Genomic DNA, 21,418 nt, shown 5'->3' on the forward strand with positions numbered 1-21,418 from the left:
GGAGAGCGCAAACTGAGCGAGTTGTGGCGGCTATTTTGCCGCCAATCGTTCACCTTGGCAATCATAAGGTGATTTTCAGGCTCATTCTTAATAGTGCGTTTAAGCGTTGTGCTGCGACCCCCTGAGCGATAACCTCTGATTAACATTTCTCTATACCCGTCGTCTTTCAAGCTGCAGCGTTGTTACCTGCACTATCTCACCCCAGTCACTTACTAAAGTAAGCTCCTGGGGATGAGATAGCTGGGCGCCTAGCTGCAGCTCGAAATCCATAGGGTATATGACAGAATTATAGGCAACTGACGGGCAGCAATGAGCAATAAAATTGGTTGGATAGATAACTTGCGTGCGCTGGCGTGCATGATGGTGGTGATGATCCACGCTACCACCTACTACGTCGCCAATGGTGTGGCGGTGGGCGAACATAACTGGGATATGGCTAACGTATTGAACTCGATTTCACGGGCTTCGGTGCCGCTGTTCTTTATGATTTCCGGCTTTCTGTTTTTTGGTGAGCGCAGTGCCAACCAAAAACACTTTATCCGCATTACCTGCTGTATTTTGTTCTACAGCGCCATTGCCCTGATTTATATTGCCTGCTTTACCCGTATCGGCTTTTGGCCCTCGTTGCGCGCCATTCTGCAAAAGCCGGTGTTTTATCACCTGTGGTTCTTTTACGCCATTGCGGTGGTCTACCTGCTTTCGCCGCTGATCAGCGTCAAACCGGTTTCTGGCCGCTATCTGGCCGGGGTGATTGTCATTCTGGCGATTATCGCCAACCCTAATACCAGCAAACTGACCCTGGATAATGTCCAGCTACTGCCGGTGAACCTGTACATCTATGGCGATACCTTCTATTACCTGCTGTATGCCTTGGCAGGGCGAGCGATTGGCATGATGGCTACCCAACGGCGCGGTATGAGCCTGTTGGCGGTGCTGGGCTTTGTCGCTAGCGTGATACTGATTATCCGTGGCACCAAAAGCCAGATGTTTATCAACGGCAGCTTTGCCGATACGTTTTATATGTACACCGGCCCCTTGGTATTTGTGGCGGCGGTCTCGCTGCTGGTGTGGTGCAAAAATTGCCTGCCGAATCCGATCGGCTGGCTAGGCGTGATTTCCCGTCATTCGTTGGCGATCTACGGTTTTCATGCCCTGATCGTCAACGTGATGCGTAATCGCCACTGGGAGTTTCCGGCCTACCCGCTGCTGGATATCTTCTGGGTGTTTGGCATGGCGCTTGGCGTGAGCCTGCTGTTGTCGATGGGGTTACAGAAAGTGGATACCCGGCGGCTGGTGTCTTAAGCCTGCCAGCGCTGCTGTGCCCGCCGCAGTTGGCGCCCAGAGGAGAAGCCTGCGGTTAGCGCGGCTTTTTCCAGGCCGTAGCCTTGTTGCAGGCGTTGCTGTGCTACCGCCAGCCGCAATTGCTCATGGTATTCCCGCACGCTGAGGCCGATATGCAGACGGAACAGCCGGGCCAGATGGCGGCTGCTGACGTGGGCTTTCTCCGCTACCTGAGGGACCGACCACTCGGCCTCCGGCTCGGCGGCCATCACATCCTGCGCCCGGTGCACGGCAGGATGCAGATGATTGCGATAGCGTAGCCACGGGGAAAGCTGCGGATCGTCGCCGGAGCGGCGGAAATAAACCACCATCTCACGGGCAATCTCCAGCGTACGGTCAGCCCCACAGTGCTGATTGACCAGGTGCAGGGCCAAATCGATACCGGCGGTGATGCCCGCGCTGGTAAACACCCCACGATCCTCAACGAAAATACGGTTTTCCTTCACCTGTGCTGCCGGTGCCTGCTGGCGCAAGCGCTCGATCACGGCGTGGTGAGTGGTGCAATGATAGCCGTCGAGCAATCCGGCCTGGGCGGCCAACAGCGCACCGGAACAGACGCATACCAGATCTATCTGCCGCTGGGCCAAAGCCGGGCGCAATGCCTGGAGCCAATTGCGTGCCAGAGCCGCTTCCTCGCTAGCAAAGTAATGCGTTGAGTCTGCCACCCCCGGTATCACCAGAATATCCCCTTCTTTCCACCGCTGTGGCAAGGGGGCTAGCTGGCCGATGGTCATGCCGATGGAGCTGGAAATTTGCGGCACCGGGCTGACATAGTGCAGCTGGAACTGCCCGGTTAGCCGTAATACCTCTGCCGGGCCGCTGACATCCAGTAACAGCACGTTGGGGAGCATCAGAAAGTAAACGGCCTTGGGCATAACACCATCCTGTTAGGCAAAGAAATGCGTAGTCATGTGTATGGTGTGAGGTATGGCTTTGGTTCAGTGATCGCCCCTCACCCTAACCCTCTCCCGCAGGGAGAGGGGACTGAACGTGCCACAACTTTGCTCCCGCTCCGGACCTCAGCTTCGAGGGATTTAGCGCGCCACAATTCACAATTTTACTCTCGCGCGGGAACTCAGCTTTGTGGGACTTAACTTGCTACAAGCTAACTCTTGTACCTAATTATCACACCGTACCAGCTCCCTCTCCCTGTGGGAGAGGGTTGGGGTGAGGGGAAAACACAGTGGCCGGATGACTGACAAAACGCTAGCCCCAAAAAAATCAGCAACAGGTTCGGGCATTAGCTTTGAGCATGTAAAAGTTGCGCCAATGCTTCATCGACGCTGGCAATGGTGGCAAAGCGGTCGACCAGCACGGTTTCAGTATGCCGCTTTAACTGCTCGGGGGTAAAGAGGCCACCGTCCGGGTGATGCATTGGGAAAGTGAGCGTGGCTTCGGTCACAAACGTCACTTTATAGCCCAGATCGGAGGCGACGCGGGTGGTGGTTTCACAGCATTGCTCGGTGCGAATGCCGCTGATAATCAGATGGTCGATCTGGCGTTCACGCAGCCAGGCATCCAGGCCAGATTCGGTCAGCGCATTGTGCACTCGCTTTTGCACCGTAACGTCGGCCTGATGGCTCAGAAACGGCAGGCGTTTCACGTAGCCAGACGCCAAAGAGAACGGCCCCTCAGGCGAAACATGGAACACGTCGACCAGCGGCACCCCTTGCTGCTGACAACCCGCGATCAGGCGTGTCAGCGCCTGTTGAAACGCAGGCAGATCGTCTTCCTGCCAGAACGGACGATGCTGAAAGGATTGTTGAACATCGATGATCAATAGTGCGCTATGTGACATTTTCGGCCCTCCTTAATTTGGTATAACACCATACTGCGCTTGTGTAAGACCAGAAAGAAGGTCAAAAACGGCCATCATGATGGCAACAACGGACGGAATGAAGTTTGGTGGGTGCTTATTGCAGGTAGGAGTAAGAACAGGGGAATAGCCAAGGAAAAAAGCGAGCCGCAATAAGCGGCTCGCTCACTGTAAAGAAGGGGGATGAGCCCTCTACAGTTTAAATGTCTTAGCCCGCCAGATCGGCACGAGCCTGGCGCAGATCCGCATTGATTTCTGCGATATCAGCCTGCTTCTCTTCCACTTTTCTCTGCGCCTTGTCGATTTTACGAGAGTCGCCTTTTGCCTGCGCTTCTGCCAATTTGGCTTGGGCTTCACTCAGGTCACGCTGTTTCTGGCTCAGTTTGTTCTCCAACTTGGCAACTTTTTTCTGAGCATTTTTAGCAACGCTGGCATCGGTGCAATGCGCGTTCACTTCATTCAGGGCCTGCTGCAGACCAGCAACTTTATGGCTGTTGCCAAATTTTTGTGCCTGCTGGATCTGGTTTTCAAGAGCAGAACGTTTAGCGTCACAGCTTTGTGCAGCTGAAGCCATTGATGAGATACCCATACCCAGAGCCAATACCAGTACGGTCATTTTAGTTTTCATGTTCATTTGGTAATCCTTTAATTGAAACATGATGAGAGCCGGATGCTCCTCATCTCTGGCGATAATCTTAGGGGATGTCATGCCTACTTAAGAACGTCAAAACGGCGCTAAGTCATTGTAGGATTGGCTTACATTGATGTAAGCCTCTGGTGGTTTTGTAGCGCCGTTGTCAGGTGTTCCATTTGGTAAAGCAGCAGGGTCATGTTCGCATTATCAGGGGTAGCATCTAGGGCGAGGCAAGCATCAATCAGAGGTTTGGCATGGATCAATCTCCCCGAGCCGAGGACTTTGTGAGCAAGCTGCCTAATGGGCTCTGTTCGCAGTGGTTGGAATGTGGCTTCGCTCTCCAACTGCAAATGATCGGCTTGTAAGCACTCCAGTAATGTATCGAAAAGTTGACGTAAAATCGCTGGCTTGCGGAGTTCTTCGGCTAGCTGCATAAGATCAAATACAGGCTCTTGGTTCTTATCTGAGCATGGGGACGAGCTCGGTAATGTACGCAAATTTTCCATTAAGGTGCTCAACCCTACCGGTTTGAACAGGCAGCTGTTCATACCGGCTTGTAGACACTCTTCGATTGCGCTCTGCTGGGCATTAGCCGTTAACCCCCAGATCGGCGTAGCCAATTGTTGCTGCTCGTGTTCCTTTTGGCGTAATTGCCGAGTGAATGCGAACCCATCCAGATGGGGCATTTGGCAGTCGGTAATAATCAAATCCACCGGCTGTGATTCAAGTAATGCCAATGCTTGGACGCCATCTTCACATTCGCTCACGCGGTGGCCAAGGAAGCTCAGTTGTTGTACGAGTAACAAGCGGCCTGCCTGGTTATCCTCAACCACCAGAATGTGCAGTGAGCGATAATCGGTGGCCTGTATGAGGGCTGGCTGCAACGATGAGTCGAGCTTGGGAAGACGCAGGATAGACAGTGAAATCGTGACCTTGCTACCTAACTCTGGCTCACTGGTCAACATTATCGTTCCCCCCATCATTTCAACCAGTTTGCGGCAAATATACAGGCCCAAACCAGCACCGCTGCTGGCAGAGGCAGATTGCCCCTGGGCAAAAGGTTTGAATAGCCGTTGCTGGGTTTGCGGATCGATACCTTTACCGCTATCAGTGATGGTGATATGAAAATCCAGGCGTTCGTCGCTGATATTGTCGACCAGTGCGGTTAGGGCAACCTGGCCTTGTGAGGTAAATTTAATGGCGTTGCTAACCAGATTGGAGAGTATCTGCTTAAATCGCAATGGGTCGATTAGCACGTCACCGGCGATTTCCGCATCGATTTCCAGTTTGAAAATCAACCCCTTCTGGCGAGCAAGCCCTTCAAACAAGGTGGCGACTGATTCAATCAGGTCGCGCAATGCACTTCTTTCCGGGGCAAGGATCAGGCGGTCGGACTCAATGCGCGAAATATCAAGAATATCGCCGATCAGGGCCAGCAGGGAATGTGACGAATCATATGCCGTCTGCAATAAATCATATCGCGGTTCATCGCCTTGTTGCTGTTGGCGTAATGCCAGCTCCAACATGCCAATCACCGCATTTAGGGGAGTGCGTATCTCATGACTCATGGTGGCTAAGAAAGTACTTTTCGCCCGGCTGGCATTTTCAGCCTCGGCGTTGGATTGCCGCAGTTGGACAATCAGTTGTTCGCGTTCGGTAATGTCAAACCAACCCCCTATTTTCCCCTCAGCATGGTCACCTTGGGGTAGGAATAGAGTGTTCCACTGCTGAATCGCTCGTTGTTGGCCCGATAGGGTGAGTTGGCGGGTCACGTACAAGGCATGGGGATCGCTGGCGGTGGTACAGATAGTGTGATCCTCCGCCGTCACCAGACTCAGATTATAGGTATCCAGCTTGTTGCCAATCACTTTACTGGCATCTTCATTCAGGGCATTAATGAACGAGGCATTTGCCTGAGTTATTTCTTCTTTTAAATTAGTAAGATAGAGAGGTATTGGGATGGTGTCAATCAGTGATTGTTGCCGTTGCGCCGTATCAGCTTGCCGTTGCTGCGCCAAACGCCGCTGGTGTTTGACATAGGCGATTGCCAGCACGGTTAGCAGCATTAATAACATTGATAACAAAATGATGATTTTCGGCTGATAGTATTCCATTGCCTGGTTTTCACCGCGATAACCCAGGTTTTGCGGCGCGCTGTGATACCAATTGCTGGTCATGGCATGCAGATCTTCGGGCGGAATACTCAGTAACGCTTTGTCGAGGATGGTGGCTAATGGGTATTCGTTATCCGAAACACCGATCACAAATCGCGCAGGCTCTATATCTAGCGCCTTGAGGATCATCAAGTTTGCAGCGGGTTGGTGTGCAAGCAAAAAATTAGCGCTGATCAACGGCAAGACCAGCGTATCCGCCTGTTGTGCCTTGATGGCATCAATGCCCGCCTGAGGGTTTTTGACCCAGATAATCTTGCTGGCGGGGTAGGCTTTCCGTAACAGGGCATTTAGGGGGTGTCCTTCAACCAGCGCGATTTTTTGCGGCAGTAGGTTTTGCTGTAGCGACTTAGGGCCGATCAATACCCATGAGTTAAACAGATAGGAGCGAGTGGTCAGCAGACCGTTTAGCCAGGTGGCATCAAGGGTGATGCCGGCAACCGCGTCGCTCTTTCCTGCTTTCACCTTGTTCAGGGAATCTTGCAGCGATTTGGCAGGGATAAATTTGAACGTTAACCCGGTGCGCTGGGCTAACGTATTGAACACATCGGCGGTTAAACCGCGGAAATTTCCTTGCTCGTCAAAAAAGTTCAATGGGGTAAAATCGCCATTGATCGCCACCAGGATCACGGGATTTTCTTCAATCCATTTACGTTCCAGCGAAGTGAAAAATAGATGTTTATTGTCAGCAAACTGGGACTGACCACCGCTCCAGCGTTTCTGGATGGTGACTTTGGTGCTGTCTGGGATCTGGCTCAACACGGCATTGAGTATACGTTGCAAACGCAGGTTGTTGCCTGCCAGTGCAAAGGAGAAACCTGTCAGGCCTGTACCCTGAAGCGTTTGCAGGCGCAGGTTACTCAGGTTTGACTGGTTCATAATATAGTGGATGGAGATGGAATCGCCGATAAAGGCCTCCATACTGTTGAAGGATACGGCCTCTAAAGCCCGTCTAGGGGAATCATATTCTTCAAAGCTGGCATCGGCAAAGCGCTGTTTTATGCTGTTCTGCTGGCTATAAAACCGGTCTATGGCAATGACTTTGGGTGACTTGGTAGGTAACCTGTTATCGGCGCGTACCACAAAGGCTGGGGTAGAGGCTTGATAAGGCGTGGTAAGCAATAGCCCCTGTTGTTTTTGTTCTTCTTCGCTGGCATTGGCGATCAGGTCAATGTCCCCACGTTTCAGGGCGGCGATGAGTGCAGGATAATCCTCGAAGTGAATAACCTGGATCTGCATATTGAGGTTTTTACCGATCATATCCAGATAATCGGCATTGATACCGTCGTAGTCGTGCCACCCGGTGTTGATGTCATAGGGAGGATCATTAGGCGCGCTGGTGCCAAAGATCAGCGTACGTTTATGCCGCAGCCATTGCCAGTCGCTGCCACTAAGGGTCGGTTCAGGCAACGTTGTCTGCTCGCGGCTTACCAGATTGAATTGCTTGCCTACGGGGAGGCTGTTCTCTTCCGCCATTAGGCTGGAACTCAGCAGGATCAGGCACATTATGGCGGCTTTACCGATCATGTTGGCTATCTTGGTTGTTAATGATGCTGAGCAGTTGATCGGTAGTCCTTACCTGTAGCTTTTCCATAATACGCGACTTATAGGTGCCAATGGTTTTGTTGCTGAGTAGCAGCTTCTCGGCAATCTCTTTGTTTTTTAGCCCGGAAGATAAGTAACGCAGTACGGTGATTTCGCGATCTGAAAGGCGATCGAAAATGCTGGATTTAGCGTTAGTGTCATTTGGCTGCGTGGCGAGCAAAATGGCTTTTTGCGGAAAGCACAGGTAACCGTTCATTACCAGCGCGCACATATGGCCTAGCTGGCTGATATCGTTATCCTTGCTGAAAAAACCACAGGCCCCGGCCCGTAGCGATCTTTCCGCATAAATATCAATTGGCAAAGAAGTATAAATGATGACCTTCACATGGTCATCGAGACAGCGGATATGTTTGAGGATTTGCAGACCATCCATTTTATTTAGCATTATATCCAGGATGACCAAGTCGGGTGTCTGCTCTTTTACCTTGGCTATGGCGGTGATACCGTTGTTGGCCGTAGTGGCAGTATAACCAAGTGAATTTATGATCGTTTTTATCGCAAAGCAAATTGCGGGATGGTCGTCTACTATTAAGCAGGAACTCATAAAACACCTTGCTGCAATAATATGCTAAATAATGGTGTGGCTCTGTTGCGGTTATCAAGTTTTATCGCTGATAGCTAGAGTAAGTAAATAAGAGGGGCAGCTCTTATCAGTTAATTGTAGCCTAATAGGTTGGAGTTGAGGATATGGATTATCATATTTCTCAATATACGCTTTTATCATCTTTATTTTATTGGGTTTACGATTAGCTGTACCGGTTTAGTTTGCGAGTGTATGACAAATATGGTTATTTATGGCGCAATTGCTAGCCAGAATAAATGCCAGCAATTGCGTGTCCTTACGCTTTGATACTGCTTACCCGCAATGAACCAGGTAGGTGACAATGGGTTATCCTTTCGTTGACCGACCATTGGAGGTTAACGTTACAGAGCCAGTAAGTGCTCAATAGTGGTCTTTAACCCTTTTATATTGATAGGCTTAGTCAGATAGGCGTCCATACCAGCGGCAAGGCATTGTTCCTTTTGCCCTTCCAGCGCACCCGCTGTCAGCGCGACGATTTTCAGCCGTTTTCTGCCTTCAATACGTTCTTTCTCACGGATCCTGAGGCTTAATTCCAGGCCATCAATATAAGGCATATGGTAGTCGACAATCGCCAAACCATAACTTGTGTTTTCAATAGCTTGCCAAGCTTGTTGGCCATCGTTAACCATATCAAAACAATAGCCCAGGATTTGCAGTTGGTGCATGATCAGATCGCGGCTGATGGGGTGATCTTCTGCCACTAGAATCAATGTCCCGTTCTCTAAAGCGTGTTGACGTTTCAGGCCAGCATCCATGGTGGTGGTGTTTACAGGTACCTCGTTATGGGGTTCCTCGGTGTTCTGCGCAAATAGCAGGGTATTGCAAAGCATTGTAATACGTCGCCATGATAGCGGATTAACGGCAAGCGTATTTTCCTGCTGGCTATCGGTCTGGATGGTGTTACTTAAACCGATCACCTTTGCTTTGTCTATGGGATCAAAATGTTGGTCAACCAATAGGTCCTGTTCCATGAACAATAAATCGCAATTTTGCAGGATTTGCGGCAGGGTTTGCATGCTGGATACCCGGGTTATCATGAAACCTAATGCCAGCAGCATCTCTTGCAGGTCATCGGCGAGGCCTACCTCGTTACACCAGATTGCTGCATTTTTGCCTTGGAATTCGAGTGTGCCAGCGGGGGATGCCGGCACCTCGAAGCTAACATCAAGGCTTAAAGTCGTCCCTTTATCAGGCTGGCTGAGCATTGTTAGCTGGCCGTTCATCTGTTCGGCCAAACCCTTGGAAATCGCCAGCCCAAGTCCGGTACCGCCGAACCGTCTCGTGGTCGATGCTTCTGCCTGTTGAAACGGCTGGAATAGCTGTTGTTGTCTATCCAAGGGAATACCTATGCCAGTATCAGAGATACTAAACTGTAATTGTTGGCATGTTTTTTCATCACGGAGTACCGACACTCGCAGTGCAATGTGGCCTGTATGCGTGAATTTCAGCGAGTTGCTGAGGAAGTTCATTAAAATCTGATCCAGCCGGATCGGATCGCACTTCACCTTATGGGCTACCTGGTGGCTAATATGTAAATATAGTGTCAGACCCTTGGCTAATGCTTGCAGACTGATGGTTTGCATCAGGTCTGAAAGGCGCTCTCTAAGATCAATTTCAATGTTCTCCAACGAGACTTGGCCCGCCTCCAGCTTGGAAAAATCAAGAATATCGTCAATTACCTGCGTCAAATGTTGTGCCGAACCTTGTATGGTGGCCAGCATTCTGCTCTGTTCGGTATTTAATTGGGCTCTTCCCAATAGCTCTAACCAGCCAAGCATGCCGTGTACCGGGGTACGCAATTCATGACTCATGGTAGCCAGAAAGATGGCTTTGGCTTCTGCGGCAGCTTCCGCTTTGGCTTTTGCCTGATAAAGCAGCTGTTTTTGATGACGTGATTGGGTGATATCTTCAAAATATCCTCCCCACAGCACATCGCCGTTACCCTGTCGTTTGCCGGTGCCCGTTGTAGCGCGTATCCAGCACATGTCACCTTTGACCTGCATTCGGAACTCTGCCTGGAATGGCGTCAGAGACTCTTGCATGCGGGAAAGTGCTTGCTGAACGGCCGGGAGATCTTCCGTATTCAGCAAATTATAGAAACTGTCATGATCTTCCTGCATCGATTCTGCCGACAGGCCAAAAGTGTCTACCGGTGCTCCCGCGACGTAAGTAAATCGTAAATTGCCATCTGGTGAAAGGCAGCACTGGAAAACGGTGACCGGCAAGGATTCGGTAATATCGGTCAGCATCTGCTGTATACGTACTTTCTGGTTGATCTCTTTACGCAATCGCCAATGGGCAATGATCAGAATGGCAAGAATGATGAAAACCACCAATATTGCCGGCAGAATTTGTTTGATAATTACCAGCAGACTGACGTTTTCGCTAAACGTGATGGGAAACCAGGTGCTGCGGATAAGCTCTTTGCGAGCCGGGCTGATGTTTGCCAGCGTCCGGTTAATCAACGGGATAAGGTTGGCGTACTTTTTGCTTACGGCTATCGCCAGCTCGGCGTAATAACCCGTCGGCGCAGCCACTTTTAACAGATTGGGGTACTGATCGGTGATGATACGATCGGTGACTACCAGATTGCCAATATAGGCATCGACCTGGTGGTTGGCCAACAATTTCAGCCCCTCTTCGGCGGTATCGATTCTTAGCAGTGTCAGCTCCGGCTTGTTACGCAGCAAGGTCGGTATCGGTTCAGTGCCTTCTGAAAATGCGACCCGTGCTTTACCAAGGCTTTCAAGTCCTTCAATGTTGGTCGTTTCCTTACGTGTGGCAATCACCAAAGGGAAACGCGCATAAGGTTGGCTGAAGACCAGATACCGCATACGTTCTTCCGTTGCAGGTAAACCAGGAATAACGTCTATCTCTCCCTCTTTGACCTGCTCTAGCAGTTCGCTGAGTGAGCCTATTCTGATGCGCTCGACTTTTAGCTGCAATTGTCGCTGCACCAGCTCGAAATAGTCCTCAACCAATCCGCTGGGTTCACCAACCTGATTGCGAAATGAAAACGGAGGGTAGGACTCCAGATTGCTGGTCCGCAGGCGAGGTAATTGATTCAGAAACGTAATTTGATTGGGTGACAGGTTGATTCGATCCGATTTTCGCATCGGTGAGGGGTAGGGGGAAACCCACTTTTCAAATATTGCTTGCTGTTCCCTTGGCCCGATTTCAGTCATGATTTTGTCAAAAGCACTGGCCAGCAGATGATGACTTTGTGGGAAGGCAAATCTTAATGTTTGCAGTGGTAGATAGGCATTGCCAACAGAACGGAAAGCCTCGCTCTTGTTTAGTGCGATATAGTAGCGAATCGCATAACGGTTGCCGATAAAGGCATCGTTATCACCCCGCTCAACGCTCAGTAAGGCGGTGGTTTGGTCGGGGTACAGACGGAGTTTGGCTGCAGGGTAGCTCTCCGCAATCAGAATCGCCTCCGGCGAACCGGCTACGGCAGCCACTGAGGCTTTGGCCAGATCGGTATGATCCAGAATACGGCGATTGTCGCGGGAACTTATTATGATCAGATCGTTATCGCCATACGCAAGGCTATAGCGCAGAAGTTTGGCGTCGATAAAAGTAGGAGAGGTATTCATGATCACATCTACCTCTCCCTGTTTCAGCCCTTGCATCAAATCAAGGCGGGTCGGGTATTCTTTTATTTTTACCGTTAAATTTAACCGGGTGGCGATCTTGCCTAATATCTCTGGCGCTAAACCGGTTAATTGATTTTTGGCCACGTCCTCCAACGGAGGAAGCCCATTATCATAGGTCCCGACAAGCAGAGTGGGGTGCGCCGCAAGCCAGTTTTCTTCCTCTGGGCTCAGGTATGTGGCGCGCACTGCTGGTGCGCTCAACATCATGATAAATAATAAAAAAAACAACAAAAGGTAGCCTGATACGCCTTTTGAAGGAATAGAAAACGGACCATTTGATGTCATTACCATGACCTTATATAACCGCTAAAAACGCACTAACTATATACCAATAAGATTGAGGAAATAAGTTCGATTTGTTTGTTTACACTTTTTTCCTGTCGGTAGCCTATCAGGAAAATGTTATATCGGGTTAGAGGATTGAAAATAATTGCCCTTGGCAAAATAGGGTTATTGTAGGGAGAAAATGGGCTTGCCGCATAAAAATTGGTCATCACACTACTGGCTAATTTCAGGCGTTCTGTAGCATGGGTTTTTCAATTGGCCTTCAGAAAATCCTCGATTTTTTGTAAGGGAAAGCGCTTTGTTTTGTCATCTTACCGATTGCATAGTGTAGTTTTTCCCTTACAATTAAGTGAATAAGGCTGATTTTCCTTGATCACCAAGCGGTTGGCTGGTCAGGTGAGCAAGTACAACTTATTATAAATCAATAAGATAATCTGTAGAGGCGTTAGGGAAGTTGATAGGCTTCAATGGTGTGAGCGAAAGGAGGCACTATAGAAATGGTTTGGTAGCCATAGTACAATTTGGCGCCAAATGATTTGATAAATACCAATATTTTCAAATGGTTAATTTTTTTAACGCGATTGAACGCAAATTTGATGTATGGTCAGGGATTTACAACTCATCATTATCATGCTGTTAGGTAAGCCTAAGTAAGATTGAGTCACTACAATAATGAGGCAGTTACCTGTGAAGAACGTTTTGATTGTCGATGACCACCCAGTTACCCGTTTTGCTATTAAGATTTTATTAGAGAAAGAGGGTTTAAAGGTTGTAGCGGAAACCAGTGATGGTTTGGAGGCGTTATTATTAGTTAAGAAACATTCTCCTGACCTCGTCATCGTTGATATCGACATCCATTCCATCAGCGGAATCGAGTTGGTAGAGCGCTTGCGTAAGCGCCAGTATAGCGGTGGTATCCTGGTGCTTTCGGGCAAGGATGAACCGTACTACATCAAAAACTGTGTCAGCGCGGGGGCTGATGGTTTTATCAGTAAGGCGAATAATTTGATTGATTTGCACAGTGCAGTAGGGGCGATCGAAGCAGGTTATGGCTATTTCCCGTTAAAGCAGGCCAGGCAACATGCGCTGGACCCGGCGGAAGATAAGGATAATCAGGCTATCGCCAACCTTTCCGCCAAAGAGTTGCAGGTGTTACGCTATCTGGCCAAAGGGATGCGCCTGGTCGATATCGGCTTGCAAATGAGTGTCAGCGATAAAACAGTAGGGACTTATAAACGCAGAATAATGGTCAAGCTGGAGTTGAGTAATACCAAAGAGCTTTATGACTTTTGCATAAAAAATAATGTGAGTTAATATAGAGACATTGACAACCAGATAATATCTCTTTGTTATTCTATACTATGAGTGAAATATGTGTAACGATCGCGAAGAACGGCAACTGCTGGATAGTAACTTGTGTTTACTCTCAGCTTATATTGATTTAAATCGATTGCGTGAAGTCACTGGGGATGACATTTTCTTTATCAAAACGCTGCTGTTAAAAGCCAATGAAGAGAATCTGAAAGAAATGACTATCGCCAAAGGGCTCGCACGTGCTGGTGAGTGGCCGGGGCTGGCAAAAACCCTTCATCGTTTAAGAGGGTCAGCACAAGTCATCTGTGCAAATGGTATTGCCGCAGATTGTCTGGTACTGGAAAAACAATGTTTGGCAGAGAATAACCTTGATGGAATTGACCAGGGTTTGAAAAATATTGAAACCCTGCTGGCAGGGCTAAACGACGGTTTGCTCTCTCTGCGTTAATGCGTTAACTCAGGAGCCGTGTGGCCGAGTTCGATGCCAGGCCGGAAAGGGTGTCATCCTTAGCTTACAAGCTATGTAGTCTAACCTTTCATAAAAAACCACCTATACCCACCGGGACAGATCGGCATTCTTATTTATATGTGGCATCCCAGGCGGGATAATGCCTATTAATAAATAAGGTATATGTCACGTCATCGGGAGGTATTTATCATGCGTAGCAGTATTGTTCAGGCTCGGGTCGATGCGGAATCGAAAGAGCGCGCAGAGGCGGTATTCAAAGCGATGGGCATGACCATCTCCGAAGCCATCAGACTCTTCATTGGCAAGGTTGTCAAAGAGGGAGGGGTGCCAGATGCGTTATTCAATAGTAATCATGCGAAGGATAATGAGCTTTGCTATCAGGCGTATAACGATATTCTCTCACAACTAGAATATCCTGAATTCCAGAAAAATAACTCGCCCTATAAGCTGGAAAAAATCAATGGTATGTTAAATGGTGGCTCACATCGTTAATGATGTCATCGCAATACCTCAGGGTTAAAATTTCGCATTGATTAATGTATTGGTGGGTGTTTTTTTCGCTAGTTAGTTCCTAAGTGGTTATTTTTGATGGCTTGGCCAAATTTATCTAGATTGAATGGTTTTTTGCTAGAACATTCCGATGTGAAAGAGGCGATGAAAGGGTTCACGTTTTACACATTGCTGTTTTATACATTGCCAACGTTTGCCTCTGAGGTGACAATAAGCACGACTCAAAATTGGCTACCTATTTACCAGAAATTTCTTGAACATCAAATTCAAGGCACTCCAGAGTTACCGGCTACGGTGTGGGAAACGTCTGGTGAGTCTTTGTATCAACGGCAAAAAAATACCATCAGAAATGGTGTAATACCGCCACGTTGGTGGCAAGCCGATTTACCCTTCCCTTCATTTTGTGCGCAGTGCAACTTTAGTTTGAGTCATCAACCTGAACCGCTCTCTTCTGATAGCCAGCACGCTAAGACGGGGCGCTATATCGATGGCAGAAATCATACTGTCCTACAACAGGCAGATTTGCTGGTTAATGGCGTGGATGGTGTAGGGATCGGTGTTGAAGGACAGGGCAACAGCTTAACGATTTTGCCCGGTACCCGTATTTATGCCGATGGCTTGAATGGCCGTGGGGTATTGTTCGCCTCAGGAAACCACCATCGCTTTGTGCAGAGGGGGGATGTTCAGGCACTTGGTGAGAATGGGATCGCGGCCAGCTTCTTTGCTGACAGTAATGACAGCCAGGAACCAGATCGCGATCGGCGTGAAAGCGAAGACCCGTCGTTAGCAGATAAACAGAGCAAAACACTGCTGGAGCTGGTTGATATCACAGGCCGTCTTGCTGGCAAACGGGCGGCGATTTTTATCGCCTCAGAAGCTTGGGTTAAGCGTATCAATTTCATGGCTGGTGCACAGCTTGCAGGCGATATTATTTCTGAATATGCAGAGCAAGACAGCGACGGCTCCCCCCGCTTGACTCACATTACGTTCGGTTTGAAGGCTGACGAGCATGGCCAGGCAACGGATCGGGTTGATGATGATTTTCGCTTTGATTATCAAGATGACATCGATGGCGAAGAGAGTCTGGCAATCTGGTTAAAGGGAGGGGTCACTTCACTTAACGGCACGATGGATATTTTCAGCCTTGAGGTGGCACCAGGGGCTATGCTGACCGGCAAAGGGGAGTATACGCTGGATCCGCAAGGGGCTTTTATCAATCACGGTACTGTTTTGCCCGGCGGTGGCCTGGGGCATATGGTGATTAATGGTGACTTTCAACAAGGGGCGCAGGGAACACTGCTGGTTGGGGTGACCGCTGCAGGCGATCATGGTGCTCTGGAGATTGAGGGAAATGCCATGATTGACGGACGGTTGTCGCTGATACCCCAACGAGGTTGGTACAACGAAGACTGGAGCCTGGACAGCGACGAACTGCTGCAGGCAGACAGCCAGCAAGGGGATTTTTCCGCCATCAGCATCGTGGCAGTTTCACCCACGTTAACATTAGTCACTACACCCTTGGAAAATCAACATTATCAGTTGTCGTTTACTCGCCAACAGGATGCCTATAGCCGTTATGCTTCCAGCGCTAATGGCAGGGAGGTGGGACAAGCGCTATATCGGCTAGCGCAGCGGCCAAATAACAGCATTCAGCCGTTTTTCACCGCCTTGGACTTTTCTGCCGCCGATGGGCATGAGATCGGCACCGCTTTAGAGCAGCTTTCCCCCTCTTCCTATGGTGCCATGGTAGCAGGTTCGTTGGCGCGGGAGCGGCAAATCACCCACATGCTGGTGGCCAGAAATGGCGTTACCCCTAACCAACCGATCGAGAAAGAGGAGTGGCATGGTTTTGTGATGCCTTTTGGCGGTGGTGAGAGCCAACCCCAACAACCGGGTCGTCTGGGCTATCGTAGCAACCACTATGGCATCATCGTTGGTGCAGAAAAGCTGAACAGGCACTATCCTGCCTTGCTGGTCGGTATCCATGGTGCGGTCAGCAAGCGGTCGGTCAGTCGCGGTCTTGCCGATTCGGCTCACGGTGAAGGGGACGCTGTGGAACTGGGATTACATGCCCGTTTTGCTGCCGATCCTGCCAGCGGTCCTTATCTGTATGGCGTGGGGCGTTTAGGGGTTGAACGTAACCACATGGCTCGGAGTATCGTATTGCCTGGCTATACGGCCCAACTTCAGGCTGGCTGGAACAGTGTGACGAATGCTGTTTCCTTGGGTGGCGGCTACTATTGGACGTTATTGGACAACCTCAGCATTGGCCCGCAGTTCTCACTCGGTTATGACCATATTTCCAATCTGGGGGTACAAGAGTCCGGTAGCGACGCATCACGTCTGACATTATCGGCCAGCCATGCCGATTCCTGGCGTTCAAGTTTGGGGTTGAGCGCCAAATCCAATCTGTTAAACAATACCGAGGCAGAGGTACAATTACTCTGGAACCACGAGCTTTTCCGCCAGGATTTTGTGCAGCGAGCCTACTTCAGCGACGCGCCAGATACCCCATTCAGCAGCCACGATACTCTTTCTGCCAGTGATACCCTGGAAATGCGTATGGGGTTGTCTTACCGCCTGTCGCCAACTGTTTCCATGGGGGCGGTGCTGTCCACAGAGATGGCAAGAGCCGGCTATCACGCCATGGCCGGTAATCTTTCTTTCACCTGGCGATTTTAAAAAGAGGCCACTCTATAACCAGAAGAAAACATCTGTCGGTCAGTAGCATCATTTTGACCTTCATTGGCCTCAAGCTAGTCTGTTTTCTTCTTCGTTACCTTTCTGGCTGGTGCAAACTGACTGAACATGATGGCGCCACTGGTCGGAACTACCTCAATTTCACTTTGGGGTAATTCCTGGCCATCAGGCAGGTTATAGCTGTCAAGTGCCAGGCGGTTGACACGGTATGGCGTCAGGGTGGAGATCAGGGCATATCCACGCCAGTCAGTGGTGACACCATACTGGTTATCCACGCCGATACCCGGTGAGTGTGGCACCGAAACAATCCCGATTGTCTGACCAAGCGCCTGGCCGAAGCTAACCCCTCCAGGATGGAACATGACACTGCCCGCCACTGAAGCGGTCTCCTGTTGATAACCATTACCACGGGAGAAGCCCATCCTCATCACTCCAGCGTTATATTTATATGAACCACTCAGATCCTGGCTGCTGCCCGTGAGCTGGCGCTGGCTGGCGCTGACGTTATACCCCAGACTGTAATCCTCGAGTGCTGTGCCACTGATGCCAATTTGGCGGATATTCTCACCATTTCTGGCGACCCGTTGGTCATAGTTGAGCTTCAACCGTGGTAATGAGACTGGGCCCAAGGGGATTGAGAGCGAGACAGCAAACAGGGTTTGATCTTTCATATCAGCATCTTGTTCAAATTGAACGGAAAATGAGATATCGGTATCCCAACGTGAAGTGGTATAGCCTAATTCAAGGCTGGTTTCCCCTTTGTTTTTACCCCGCAACGCTTCCGTGGCGGCAGTGAAGTAAATATTGTCGGAATCAGAAATATATTGGTTATAGCGGGCTTCCAGCCGGTATTTCTTTTCTGGATCAAAGTCACCGGTATAAACCCCGTCTTCCCAGTCCCAGCGGGAGGTCATCTGTTGTGCAATGGTTTCGCGAAACGTTCGGTACCGTTGTCTTGGATAGTATTGCCCCAACAGGCTGAGAGTAGATTCCCATTGCGGGATCGCCAGCGCATAGCGCGCCCGCAGCATGCTGCCAGTATCAGGTACTGTACGGCGGGGTTGCTGGGCCGTGGAGACGTTATAGTCGAGTGACACGGCACCCCATTGGTTGAGGCTTTTACCGGTGCCAAAAGAGGCGCTTTGATAGATATTGGCACTAATGGCCCCGCCGTACAGCGTAAAACCTTCCGGCAAACCGTGGCTGATTGAGAATTGGCCAAAGGCTGGTTGTGATTCATTGCTGCCGTGGTATGGCTGATATTGGCCAAAGGTCACATCGTATTTCCAATGAAACTGATGTACCAGATTCGGCATGGCAGAGTAGGGGACTTTACGTTCGGTTTCCGTCCCATCGCTCTCCTTGATGGTGATCTGAATATCGCCATCCGGTTGCGGCGGATAAACATCTTTGAGAATAAAGGTGCCTGGAGAAACGAAGGTTTGATAGATAACGATGCCTTTCTGGCGAATCTTCACCTCTGCGTTACTGTGGGCGTAGCCACGGATCCAGGGAGAGAAGGAACGTAGCCCATCGGGGAGCATCCGGTCGTCAGAAACCAGGCTGATGCCGCGGTATTTCACGCTGTCAAACAGTGCCGAAGGGGTGGTGTTGTCACCCACCGCAAACTGGGCGCGTAATGGCTTGATATCACGAAAGGCGACCAGTTGATCGTTATACCATTCTGCCGGTCTCCAGGGGGATTGACGATAAATCCGTTGGTTGCGTAAACGCCAGGCTCCGATATTGATACCACTCCCCAGGTTAACGTTAATGTCCTTACGCCGCGCCACCTGGCGATACTGCTTACCGGAGTAATGGGTATAGCTGGTCGAATAATTGATAAATGCGGCATTGATGCCATCATCCCAACGGCTGGTGGTCACCCCATTTTCCTTGTTGCTGATAAGCGTTGGGGGAAACACCAGCGTCAGTAGCTGTGCGTCAGGATCATAAAACTGCAGGATTTTGCGTTGCGCCAACGCCTGCGGCTGGACGCAATTTTCAGGTGAAAAATACATAGCTGCGACGTCGCCGTAGCGCATACCCCACTCCCGCAACAGCTCTGCGGTAATGCAGGGGGTATCTGGCGCGGAGAAGTCCAGTGAGATACGTCCTTTATAAGCATTGTCTACAATGATGTATATTTTATTGCCTTCGGCCAGACAGGTATTTATTTCCAGCATGAGGACCATGGCAATAATGCGACGGATTACAGTCATTCGTTCCCTGAGGTTGCTTTAAGTAAAGTATAGAAAAGGCATCGTAGATACCTAAAGTAGCTGAGATTGATTGTACGGGCTGTTATTGGTGATTTGAAATTGAAAGGGTGTCATGGCCGTCATTTCAGGTTTAATATTCATGTAAGGCTAGGACTACATTAGTGTAGTCCTTATGGTTATGAGCTAAATGGCTCGCAGTTAATGATCCCAGTCCTCATTGCCACCCTATAATGCGCCTTGGAACTTTAATGTGGTGATACAGACCCGTTGAGGCAATGAGCAAAGGAGGGGAATGCCAGTATCCATTCCTTACTTAACACGGATTATCGAGACCGACGTGAAAATCCATAAAGCAGCATCAAGAATAACACCATGATAAATAAGTATTTTTATCTTCTTGGTGTGATGTTGTGCTGATGGAGTTACTTTCACGATATAATATATTTAATAGTCTATGCATTACGAGTTGGCGACTCGTAAACTATTTCTTTGTCATACAGGGGTGGTATTTTATTTTGTATTTAATTTCTCACTAATTAATAGTTTGGTGTAATAGAAATGTTTTGACATACTGGCGTTATCCCGACATGGCAACTAATAATCTGCAATGATTGGGAGAAGGACGATGGATTGTAGAGAGTAGGATAAGAGATCGTTTTCAACTGATAATGGAATGCTTAATGTTTTCACCAAGGCCAATACGTATTCAGTATTAGGGTGGTGCACTTATCATAAGCCATTCCCCTCATTATTGGAACGCACGATCTCCATCGGGATAAATGATTTCTCATTGCCTGTCATTCTCTTCATAGAGTCCTGGTTGTCACTACACTGCTATTTTAAATTAAGATCTTAAGGATTAAAGATGAAACTAAATAAAATCATGCTGGCTGCTACCCTGGCTATGGGTGTTGTATCCTTTGCAAACGTTGCTACTGCTGCAGATGCTGGCCATGGCAAAGTGACCTTCAAAGGTTCTATCATTGATGCGCCATGCTCTATCTCTCCAGACAGCGTCGATCAGACCGTGCAACTGGGCCAGATTTCTAACGTTGCTTTGAAGGATGGCGGTACCTCAGCACCAAAGAATTTTGAAATCAAGCTGGAAAGCTGCAGCCTGAGCACGCTGAAAACCGTGACCACTACGTTCACCGGTTCTGCTGGTGCTAACGATGGTTTGGGCATCACCGGTACTGCCAAAGGTGCCAGCATCATCATCACCGATGGTAAAGGCGCACCGGTTAAGCTGGGTACTGCGACTGCAGCACAGACCTTGCAAAATGGTAAGAATACCCTGAGCTTTGCTGCTTACCTGAAAGGCGAAGGTACTTCTGTTGATATCGTCCCAGGCGATTTCACCGGTATCACTGACTTCACCCTGGCTTACCTCTAAGTTATCAGCCTAATAAGTGTATGCATGCGGGTTTCCGCATGCATTTTACTCAACCGTTGATCTTGGATTGTGCCTATGTTCTGTAAAACACCCGTCACGTTTACGTTATTACTGACCACATTGGCTATAGGTAATGCTTGGGCCACGGCACCGCAAGGTTGGGGGCGGGTCAGTATGAAGGGGGAGATTCTGGAAACGGCCTGCGCCATCGATACCCTTAGCCGGGACCAGACGATCACGATGGCCACTGTTCCTGCCAGCCAGATTGCCCACGATGTACAAGGGGTAGCGCATCCCTTTGTCGTTAAGCTGGTGAACTGTACGCTAAAAAGGCTGGATCCCAAGTTGCCGGACTGGAGCCACTTTCGTATCACTTTTGATGGTCTGAATGACGGTGGTCAGTTTGGGGTAGAAGGGCAGGCGAAAGGTGTGGCATTACAAATTGCGGATGCTCTGGGTAATGTAGCTACCCCTGGCAAGCAGATGCCTTCGGCACCGATTGTACCGAATGATATGGCGTTAACTTACTCTTTGCGCCTGGTCAGTAATCAACAAGTGTTAAAAGCCGGCGACTATTATTCCACCGTGCGATTTAAAATGGATTATTACTAATCGCCACCTTTACCCCTATTTGATTTTATCTGAATTATAACTAATCCAGGCTAAGCGCGGTGGTTGGATATCCTCCTATCAGCATAATGATAACGCTTAACTGA

14 protein-coding genes are annotated in these 21,418 nt (G+C 49.3%); 7 read left to right on the forward strand and 7 right to left on the reverse strand.

All coding sequences use genetic code 11. The annotated features are described in order from the left end of the window. Positions 1 to 309: 309 nt before the first annotated feature. The gene (locus tag ACX9GU_RS00595; RefSeq protein WP_473193518.1) at positions 310 to 1,302 is read left to right on the forward strand and encodes an acyltransferase; all 993 of its coding nucleotides are present in this window, start codon (positions 310 to 312) and stop codon (positions 1,300 to 1,302) included. Here ACX9GU_RS00595 and ACX9GU_RS00600 read toward each other — a convergent pair. From ACX9GU_RS00600 to ACX9GU_RS00625, 6 genes are all read right to left on the reverse strand, one after another. Then, the gene (locus ACX9GU_RS00600; RefSeq protein WP_059199228.1) at positions 1,299 to 2,216 is read right to left on the reverse strand and encodes a GlxA family transcriptional regulator; all 918 of its coding nucleotides are present in this window, start codon (positions 2,214 to 2,216) and stop codon (positions 1,299 to 1,301) included. The genes ACX9GU_RS00595 and ACX9GU_RS00600 overlap by 4 nt on opposite strands. 365 nt (positions 2,217 to 2,581) lie before the next feature. Beyond that, positions 2,582 to 3,139 carry a cysteine hydrolase family protein gene (locus ACX9GU_RS00605; protein ID WP_473193519.1) on the reverse strand — a complete coding sequence of 186 codons (558 nt, stop codon included), beginning with the start codon at positions 3,137 to 3,139 and terminating at the stop codon, positions 2,582 to 2,584. A gap of 226 nt (positions 3,140 to 3,365) precedes the next feature. Continuing rightward, a complete protein-coding gene (locus tag ACX9GU_RS00610; protein ID WP_473193520.1) occupies positions 3,366 to 3,791 on the reverse strand; it encodes a DUF1090 domain-containing protein in 426 nt (141 codons plus the stop codon). Between the two features lie 122 nt (positions 3,792 to 3,913). Beyond that, on the reverse strand, positions 3,914 to 7,489 hold the full coding sequence (locus ACX9GU_RS00615) for an ATP-binding protein (protein ID WP_473193521.1): 3,576 nt from the start codon (positions 7,487 to 7,489) through the stop codon (positions 3,914 to 3,916). Beyond that, on the reverse strand, positions 7,479 to 8,111 hold the full coding sequence (locus ACX9GU_RS00620; protein WP_473193522.1) for a response regulator: 633 nt from the start codon (positions 8,109 to 8,111) through the stop codon (positions 7,479 to 7,481). The genes ACX9GU_RS00615 and ACX9GU_RS00620 overlap by 11 nt, the downstream gene beginning before the upstream one ends. 380 nt (positions 8,112 to 8,491) lie before the next feature. Continuing rightward, positions 8,492 to 12,094 carry a transporter substrate-binding domain-containing protein gene (locus ACX9GU_RS00625; RefSeq protein ID WP_473193523.1) on the reverse strand — a complete coding sequence of 1,201 codons (3,603 nt, stop codon included), beginning with the start codon at positions 12,092 to 12,094 and terminating at the stop codon, positions 8,492 to 8,494. Between the two features lie 687 nt (positions 12,095 to 12,781). Between ACX9GU_RS00625 and ACX9GU_RS00630 the strand changes: the two genes are divergently transcribed. From ACX9GU_RS00630 to ACX9GU_RS00645, 4 genes are all read left to right on the forward strand, one after another. Further along, positions 12,782 to 13,408 carry a response regulator gene (locus tag ACX9GU_RS00630; protein ID WP_473193524.1) on the forward strand — a complete coding sequence of 209 codons (627 nt, stop codon included), beginning with the start codon at positions 12,782 to 12,784 and terminating at the stop codon, positions 13,406 to 13,408. 58 nt (positions 13,409 to 13,466) lie between these two features. Continuing rightward, entirely contained in the window at positions 13,467 to 13,856 is a 390-nt protein-coding gene (locus ACX9GU_RS00635; protein WP_473193525.1) for an Hpt domain-containing protein, read from the forward strand. Positions 13,857 to 14,066: 210 nt separating this feature from the next. Beyond that, the gene (locus ACX9GU_RS00640) at positions 14,067 to 14,369 is read left to right on the forward strand and encodes a type II toxin-antitoxin system RelB/DinJ family antitoxin (RefSeq protein WP_473193526.1); all 303 of its coding nucleotides are present in this window, start codon (positions 14,067 to 14,069) and stop codon (positions 14,367 to 14,369) included. A 441-nt stretch (positions 14,370 to 14,810) separates the two neighbouring features. Beyond that, entirely contained in the window at positions 14,811 to 17,069 is a 2,259-nt protein-coding gene (locus ACX9GU_RS00645; protein WP_473193527.1) for an autotransporter outer membrane beta-barrel domain-containing protein, read from the forward strand. Between the two features lie 74 nt (positions 17,070 to 17,143). On the opposite strand, the gene ACX9GU_RS00650 is transcribed toward ACX9GU_RS00645, so the two are convergent. Further along, positions 17,144 to 19,309 (reverse strand): fimbria/pilus outer membrane usher protein, encoded by a 2,166-nt coding sequence (locus tag ACX9GU_RS00650; protein WP_473193528.1) that lies wholly within the window; start codon positions 19,307 to 19,309, stop codon positions 17,144 to 17,146. 865 nt (positions 19,310 to 20,174) lie between these two features. Here ACX9GU_RS00650 and ACX9GU_RS00655 point away from each other — a divergent pair. Both ACX9GU_RS00655 and ACX9GU_RS00660 read left to right on the forward strand, forming a co-directional pair. Continuing rightward, positions 20,175 to 20,702, forward strand: coding sequence for a fimbrial protein (locus ACX9GU_RS00655; RefSeq protein WP_473193529.1), 528 nt, complete (start codon positions 20,175 to 20,177; stop codon positions 20,700 to 20,702). Positions 20,703 to 20,777: 75 nt separating this feature from the next. Further along, entirely contained in the window at positions 20,778 to 21,314 is a 537-nt protein-coding gene (locus ACX9GU_RS00660; RefSeq protein WP_473193530.1) for a fimbrial protein, read from the forward strand. The last annotated feature ends 104 nt before the right edge of the window (positions 21,315 to 21,418 follow it).

Source organism: Serratia sp. K1WW1, assembly GCF_055790865.1.

Bases quoted from the DNA above. Each gene is read 5' to 3' on its own strand.
- ACX9GU_RS00595 (WP_473193518.1), top strand. From the start codon at position 310: ATGAGCAATAAAATTGGTTGGATAGATAACTTGCGTGCGCTGGCGTGC.
- ACX9GU_RS00600 (WP_059199228.1), bottom strand. From the start codon at position 2,216: ATGCCCAAGGCCGTTTACTTTCTGATGCTCCCCAACGTGCTGTTACTG.
- ACX9GU_RS00605 (WP_473193519.1), bottom strand. From the start codon at position 3,139: ATGTCACATAGCGCACTATTGATCATCGATGTTCAACAATCCTTTCAG.
- ACX9GU_RS00610 (WP_473193520.1), bottom strand. From the start codon at position 3,791: ATGAACATGAAAACTAAAATGACCGTACTGGTATTGGCTCTGGGTATG.
- ACX9GU_RS00615 (WP_473193521.1), bottom strand. From the start codon at position 7,489: ATGATCGGTAAAGCCGCCATAATGTGCCTGATCCTGCTGAGTTCCAGC.
- ACX9GU_RS00620 (WP_473193522.1), bottom strand. From the start codon at position 8,111: ATGAGTTCCTGCTTAATAGTAGACGACCATCCCGCAATTTGCTTTGCG.
- ACX9GU_RS00625 (WP_473193523.1), bottom strand. From the start codon at position 12,094: ATGACATCAAATGGTCCGTTTTCTATTCCTTCAAAAGGCGTATCAGGC.
- ACX9GU_RS00635 (WP_473193525.1), top strand. From the start codon at position 13,467: ATGTGTAACGATCGCGAAGAACGGCAACTGCTGGATAGTAACTTGTGT.
- ACX9GU_RS00640 (WP_473193526.1), top strand. From the start codon at position 14,067: ATGCGTAGCAGTATTGTTCAGGCTCGGGTCGATGCGGAATCGAAAGAG.
- ACX9GU_RS00650 (WP_473193528.1), bottom strand. From the start codon at position 19,309: ATGACTGTAATCCGTCGCATTATTGCCATGGTCCTCATGCTGGAAATA.
- ACX9GU_RS00655 (WP_473193529.1), top strand. From the start codon at position 20,175: ATGAAACTAAATAAAATCATGCTGGCTGCTACCCTGGCTATGGGTGTT.
- ACX9GU_RS00660 (WP_473193530.1), top strand. From the start codon at position 20,778: ATGTTCTGTAAAACACCCGTCACGTTTACGTTATTACTGACCACATTG.